Source organism: Streptomyces alkaliphilus, from assembly GCF_014141535.1.
Taxonomy (GTDB): domain Bacteria; phylum Actinomycetota; class Actinomycetes; order Streptomycetales; family Streptomycetaceae; genus Streptomyces; species Streptomyces alkaliphilus.
The window spans coordinates 1-2,306 of record NZ_VKHT01000821.1; the positions used below are offsets into that span (position 1 = coordinate 1).

Here is a 2,306-nt window from a genome sequence, read left to right on the forward strand (position 1 = left end):
CCCGCCCCCCGGAAGGGACGTGCACGGCTTCGAGCGGTTCCCCCGGTGGCCCGGAGGGACCTCCCCGACGACTCTCCCCGTCCCGGGAAGGAAACGCGACCGCCACACGGCGGACACCCCGCAACCCCGCTTGCCCCGGTGGGATTCGGGTCCCGGCCCCGGGGTCGATAGGCTGGCCCGGAACCAGGGGCAAGGAGGAACACTGACCATGCCAGAGAGCACCGAGCCGCTCACCCCGCGAGCCCGGCTCGCCGTCACGGCGGGCAAGGCGGCGGCCGCCGTCTCCCGGGCCGCCGGACGCGGCAGCGGATCCGTCATCGGCGGCCGGGTGGCCCTCAAGGTCGATCCCGACCTGCTCGGCCGGCTCGCCGGCCACCTCGATGTCGTCCTGGTCTCCGCGACCAACGGCAAGACCACCACGACCCGCCTGATCGCGGAGGCGCTGCGAGCCGGTGGCGAGGTGGTCTCCAACGCCCTGGGCGCCAACATGCCCGCGGGCATCACCTCCGCCCTGGCCGCCGGAGCCAAGGCCCGCTTCGGGGTGCTGGAGGTGGACGAGAAGTACCTGCACGCCGTCGCGCGGGACGTCTCGCCCAAGGTCATCGCCCTGTTGAACCTCTCCCGGGACCAGCTCGACCGGGCCGCCGAGACCCGCATGATGGCCGACCACTGGCGCGACGGGCTCGAGGGCTCCCCGGCCACCGTCGTCGCCAACTGTGACGACCCGCTCATCGTGTGGGCCGCCTCCGCCTCCGCCAATGTGATCTGGGTCGCCGCCGGCCAGGAGTGGAAGGACGACGCCTGGTCCTGCCCCGCCTGCGGTGGGGTCCTCCAGCGTCCCGATGAGCACTGGGCCTGCGGGGACTGCGGTTTCGAGCGTCCCAGTCCCACCTGGCAGCTCTCCGGCGAGAAGGTGGTCGACCCCCACGGCTCGACCTGGCCCATCCGCCTGCAGCTGCCCGGCCGGGCCAACCGCGCCAACGCCACCACCGCCACCGCCGTCGCCGCCTTCTTCGGCGTACCCCCGCAGACCGCGCTGGAGCGGATGTTCTCCGTCACCGCCGTGGCGGGCCGCTACGACGTCGTCACCCACCAGGGGCGGGACGTCCGGTTGCTGCTCGCGAAGAACCCCGCCGGCTGGTTGGAGACCTTCTCCCTGATCGACGGGGCACCGGCCCCGGTCATCCTCGCCGTCAACGCCCGCGGCGCCGACGGCACCGACACCTCCTGGTTGTGGGACGTGGACTACACCCGCCTGGCCGGTCACCCGATCGCCGTGCTGGGCGATCGCAAACTCGACCTGGCGGTGCGCCTGGAGGTCGCCGGTCTGGAGTTCACCGTCTGTGAGGACCTCGCCGAGGCCCTGCGGGTCAGCCCGCCGGGACGCATCGAGGCCATCGCCAACTACACCGCCTTCCAGGACCTGCGCCGGATCGTGGGGAACTGAACGTCAGCCGGACGCGGCACCCCGCCCGGGCCCGGCCGCCCACCGTCGCGGCGGCCCCCGCACCGGGACGACGCCGCGCCCCGTGCCGCACACCGAAGGACAGCGAGGACACCGAGTCATGAGCGAATCCAGTCTCCGCGTGGTCTGGGTCTACCCCGACCTGCTGAGCACCTACGGCGACCAGGGCAACGCACTGGTGATCGAACGGCGCGCCCGGCAGCGCGGTCTGAAGGTCTCCCGTCAGGACGTCCGGTCGGACCAGCCCCTGCCCACCTCCGGGGACATCTACCTGATCGGCGGGGGCGAGGACCGGCCCCAGCGGCTGGCCGCCGAGCGTCTGCGCCGCGACGGCGGCCTGCAGCGCGCGGCCGACAACGGTGCCATCATCTTCGGCGTCTGTGCGGGCTACCAGATCCTCGGCCGGGAGTTCGTCAACGACCTGGGACGCAGCGAGCCCGGTCTGGGGCTGCTGGACATCACCACGGTGCGCGGCGACGGTGAGCGCTGCGTCGGTGACGTCCTCGCCGACGTGGACGAGCGACTCGGTCTGCCGCAACTGACCGGCTTCGAGAACCACCAGGGCGTCACCCACCTGGGGCCCACCGCCCGGCCCCTGGCCCGGGTCCGGCTCGGCCGCGGCAACGGCATCGGCGACGGCACCGAGGGCGCCTGGCGGGAGACCGTGCTCGGCACCTACCTCCACGGGCCGGTTCTCGCCCGCAACCCCCTTCTCGCCGACCTGTTGATCAAGCTGGCCCTGGACGTCAACGCCCTGCCGCCGGTGGAGGACCGCTGGTACGAGGCGCTGCGCGCCGAGCGCATCGCCGCCGCCACCGTCAACCCCGCCTGAACCACCGGC

2 protein-coding genes are annotated in these 2,306 nt (G+C 73.2%); both read left to right on the forward strand.

The window, feature by feature from the left end; translation table 11 throughout:
- Positions 1-208: 208 nt before the first annotated feature.
- A complete protein-coding gene (locus FNQ90_RS20130) occupies positions 209-1,447 on the forward strand; it encodes a Mur ligase family protein (RefSeq protein ID WP_143621647.1) in 1,239 nt (412 codons plus the stop codon).
- Positions 1,448-1,565: 118 nt separating this feature from the next.
- Complete coding sequence (locus tag FNQ90_RS20135) at positions 1,566-2,297, forward strand: type 1 glutamine amidotransferase (RefSeq protein WP_182607652.1); 732 nt, start codon at positions 1,566-1,568, stop codon at positions 2,295-2,297.
- Positions 2,298-2,306 lie beyond the last annotated feature (9 nt).

Bases quoted from the DNA above. Each gene is read 5' to 3' on its own strand.
- FNQ90_RS20135 (WP_182607652.1), top strand. From the start codon at position 1,566: ATGAGCGAATCCAGTCTCCGCGTGGTCTGGGTCTACCCCGACCTGCTG.
- FNQ90_RS20130 (WP_143621647.1), top strand. From the start codon at position 209: ATGCCAGAGAGCACCGAGCCGCTCACCCCGCGAGCCCGGCTCGCCGTC.